The sequence below is a fragment of the Candidatus Arsenophonus triatominarum genome (assembly GCF_001640365.1).
GTDB classification, from domain to species: domain Bacteria; phylum Pseudomonadota; class Gammaproteobacteria; order Enterobacterales; family Enterobacteriaceae; genus Arsenophonus; species Arsenophonus triatominarum.
The window spans coordinates 1-3,415 of record NZ_LWMI01000045.1 but is presented as its reverse complement, the minus strand read 5'-3'; the positions used below and the strand labels follow the sequence as shown (position 1 = coordinate 3,415).

General features: G+C 43.0%; 7 protein-coding genes and 1 pseudogene. All 8 read right to left on the bottom strand.

Translation table 11 applies throughout. The annotated features are described in order from the left end of the window. The coding region (locus AYJ55_RS21075; protein WP_162505790.1) for an Rpn family recombination-promoting nuclease/putative transposase at positions 1-270 on the bottom strand (270 nt) is incomplete at its 3' end. Between the two features lie 133 nt (positions 271-403). Beyond that, entirely contained in the window at positions 404-553 is a 150-nt protein-coding gene (locus AYJ55_RS31205; RefSeq protein ID WP_187153352.1) for a hypothetical protein, read from the bottom strand. A gap of 58 nt (positions 554-611) precedes the next feature. After that, the gene (locus tag AYJ55_RS21070) at positions 612-1,112 is read right to left on the bottom strand and encodes a recombinase RecT (RefSeq protein ID WP_483771134.1); all 501 of its coding nucleotides are present in this window, start codon (positions 1,110-1,112) and stop codon (positions 612-614) included. Next, positions 1,072-1,344, bottom strand: coding sequence for a recombinase RecT (locus AYJ55_RS36675; RefSeq protein ID WP_483771133.1), 273 nt, complete (start codon positions 1,342-1,344; stop codon positions 1,072-1,074). The genes AYJ55_RS21070 and AYJ55_RS36675 overlap by 41 nt, the downstream gene beginning before the upstream one ends. A 23-nt stretch (positions 1,345-1,367) precedes the next feature. Further along, positions 1,368-1,556, bottom strand: a complete 189-nt coding sequence (locus tag AYJ55_RS33885) for a hypothetical protein (protein ID WP_245677499.1) — start codon at positions 1,554-1,556, stop codon at positions 1,368-1,370. Next, positions 1,553-2,074: pseudogene (locus tag AYJ55_RS21065) on the bottom strand (PD-(D/E)XK nuclease-like domain-containing protein); the annotation flags it as partial. The gene AYJ55_RS33885 and the pseudogene AYJ55_RS21065, both read right to left, overlap by 4 nt. Before the next feature lie 36 nt (positions 2,075-2,110). Beyond that, a complete protein-coding gene (locus AYJ55_RS21060; RefSeq protein ID WP_063657799.1) occupies positions 2,111-2,290 on the bottom strand; it encodes a hypothetical protein in 180 nt (59 codons plus the stop codon). A 181-nt stretch (positions 2,291-2,471) separates the two neighbouring features. Further along, on the bottom strand, positions 2,472-3,023 hold the full coding sequence (locus AYJ55_RS21055) for a hypothetical protein (protein WP_063657798.1): 552 nt from the start codon (positions 3,021-3,023) through the stop codon (positions 2,472-2,474). Between the last annotated feature and the right edge of the window lie 392 nt (positions 3,024-3,415).

The following is a 3,415-nucleotide window of genomic DNA, read 5'->3' as shown; positions in this document are numbered from 1 at the left end:
GAGCTTTGTCAGGGTTGATTGGTGTTCAATCAGCAGATAGAGATAACCTTGTCCCTTTTCTGTTTTGACAGAATACAGGATATCACTCTGGTAGTTTTTCATCTCACTATCAACAAATGAGCCAGATTCCACTTTGAGGCTATCTAAGTCACACAGTGCCTTAATCTCATCCGGTAGCCAGATATCAAAGAAATCTTTAGCGGTCTCTTTTTCACTTAAAAACTGCTTAAATACCGCATCATGGGGCGTTGGGGTGAATTTTTTACTCATCGGATATCTTCAATAATTGCTCGCGTCAGATTGAATTATGGCAAACAAACCCGCTATATTAATCATTACATTTAAGACATCATAATCCAGCTTTAGCAATAACGCCCCTATTTACCTCAGGGGCATTTTTACTTTAATGACTCGGACTAAATCGGTAAGGACTCGGTTTTTCCAATACTGCGCCCACCTCTTTGGCTTTTTTCTCAGCCTCGAAAAATCCGTGGACTATTTCACCATCTCGAAATCGCCAAGCGTCACCCGTACCGTTTGCCAGTCTTGCCATCCAAACATTGCTATCTTTGTTGGTTGGAATTAACCGCTTTTTGCTAGTCTTAATCTTTTCACGAAGCTGTATTTTTCGTCCTCAGACAACTCAGCGGACAACAGGGTACAATGCTCAACGATTTCAGCAAGGTTTTTTCGTCGGTGGCATCGTCGAGGGCGATTAATACGGCGTCCAATTTTGGATTAGTTGCTGGTTGTACATCTGTCGCCGTTTCTTCTTTTTGACGTAGTTTTTCGTTTCGCTCACGGATAATATCCCTCATCGATAGCCGTTTAAACGAAGTAGGAGCCATTCTGAGCGGTTTTTCTGTTGAATTTGCATCTTCGTATACCCCAAACATCGAAAATAGTTCAGAGGCGCAAGGAAGCCGTCTAGCGAGGCGATGAATCACTGTCTTGAGTGCCATTCTGTCGAACCACTTCACCCAAGGGCTTGTGTAGTCTTTTGCGCTTTTCACTGTATCGCGTATCTTTTCCACGTCAGCGCGACTCATCACTTCAACAACCAGTTCACCGCTATTGAGTTTGGCGAAGGCATAGACTTTTACTACCCTCATCACCATTCAAAAAACGCTGGACGGTGGTTAAATGCTCGCCGTTTTCATCAATCACATATTCAAACTCATCTTGTGAATAGACAACCTTTGCAATGATATTGGCTACCTGACCGGATTGACGGGCACGTTTCATAACACCGTCCACCATCGGCATGTAGACGGCTTTTTTCACAAATTGATTATTGACTTTGGTACTACGGACAATCAGAGCAGCTTCTCGTCCGTCAGGCATAAGTCCGTCTTTGGCGCAACGGGTTAAGGCCAGCACCAGTGATTGCTTATCGGCTTTTGCAAATCCGCATTTTCAATCAATGCGGTTGCGGCGGTTCGGGTGAACTGCTCAGGCGTAACCTGAGCAGGTAACAGGGCTGCTATGCCTTGCTGCGTAATGACCGATTGCAAATTGGCATAGACGTTGTTCATGGTTTCCAGTCCGGTATTCATGCTACACCCTCTTCCATCATCAAAGCTTCTCTGCGTTTTCTATCCGCCTGTTTTGCCCAGAAAGGACGGGATATTTTGACTATTGGGTAGGTTTCTATGACGCTTTCTAGCATATCAATCACACGATTTACTTCGTATACGCCCTGCTCGCTATCTTCGTCGTCGGGTTCACAAAGTTTCACAGGAAAACGCCCATAAGCTGGGTTTTTGCCAATTGCACAGAAAGTGAAAGCTATCGCTTGACCAAATACCTGATTAGCAATCAGACGGTAAAATTCCGCTTGTATGTGATAACCAAACTCATCAACAGATTTCCCAAAACCTTGAAAATTGTCAGTCGTTTTCACATCCAACAAGAAAGGCTTATCTGAATAGATTCCCAACAAATCAGGACGAATTTTCAATAGCGTCCCCTTTTCCGTGCGATAGAAAATTGAAACCTCTGGTTCGCCGTTTTCGAGTAGCTCTTCAACCATTGGGTAAGCCAGCGCAGAATCACGCATCAATTGGATTGCCTCAAATTCCTCCTTTTTTTAAAACAACCCTTGCCAATGTTAGATTTTTTTCTCAAAATCGGATAGCGTTTTTTTGCCATCCTTTGTACGCAAATCCAGCTCAGGTGCAGAAACATATCTTAGCGGAAATTTCTCCGGCTCAAGAATAGCCGTATGTACCGCATCACCAATCAAAAACGCTCTTGTTTTTCCTTCCTGAACGGTGCGTCCTTGTCCCAATCCAGCACAGCTATTGTCTCTGCCTTTTGCACCAACCTAATTTGCGTACTCGAATAACCGTTTGCCGCGTGATAGTGCTATTTGACAAACGGCGAACAATCAAGTTCTCTGTGGTTTCAACGCATCCACACAGCCGTTCAACATCTCAAGCGTGATATTTTCACCGCTCATGATTTTTCCGTTAACGGGAGGAAAAGCAGAGAAGATAGAGTTGTCGTCTATGTTTGTGACCTTTTGAGTTAATTAATTGTTGCCCTTCTGTGTAATTATTAACCAATTCTTCAGGTACTATATTCGCCTCGCTTTTTTCCGCTTCTCCCACGTTTTCCACAGACATAACGACAGATTTAGTGGATAACTCATTATTTTTTCCACACTCAAAAAGATGAATCGCTATTTCCTTGATTTCGCTTAAAGAGATAGTTTTGTCTGCTTCCTGTATTTTCACAGACAACAATTCACGAAGATTGGTATATTGCTCAAAAATCTCTGGCTCTTCTGATGGATTGGCCAACAAATCCTCCGCATCGCGAATCTCGCCTTCGTCGTATTCTTCCTGAACCCCAAATATCGTGAGTAAAGCGCAAAACTGGTCTATGCCCTGTTTTTCGATAATATCCGTCTGTTTTTCGGTATTAGCGAGATACTCTTCAACGCTAATTTCTTCCAATCTGGGCGATTTGTAAAAACAGCAGTTTGCGCCGTCAGTCTCAAAGATATATTGAGAGGCCAATTTCTGGCAGCTATTTTCGTCTCAGAGGAAAGATAGATGAATTTGTTGTCTTACCCTTCTCGTGGTCAACGTTAGTGATGATGGTTGCTTTGAAGTATTTCATGCCGCACCCCCAACTCGCTGGAGAATTCGGGCACGCTGACGACGGGTTAAATTGCGTGAGGTTCGAACGAATAACTCGATGATTTGATTTTGCGCTTCAATTACGCGCACGCGGAAGGTAGACTTTTTCATTAGCCTTACTCCTACTTAACCTAGGTTTAGGGTTAGCTGGCTACGGGAACTTAGACCTTCCTGTAGTCAGTGTTAATTTAAATTGAATCTTTTAAGTTTGATGCTAAAATTCTTTTTCCTTCTGGAGTATAAGTAACTTTTTAATTCAAGATATTTTT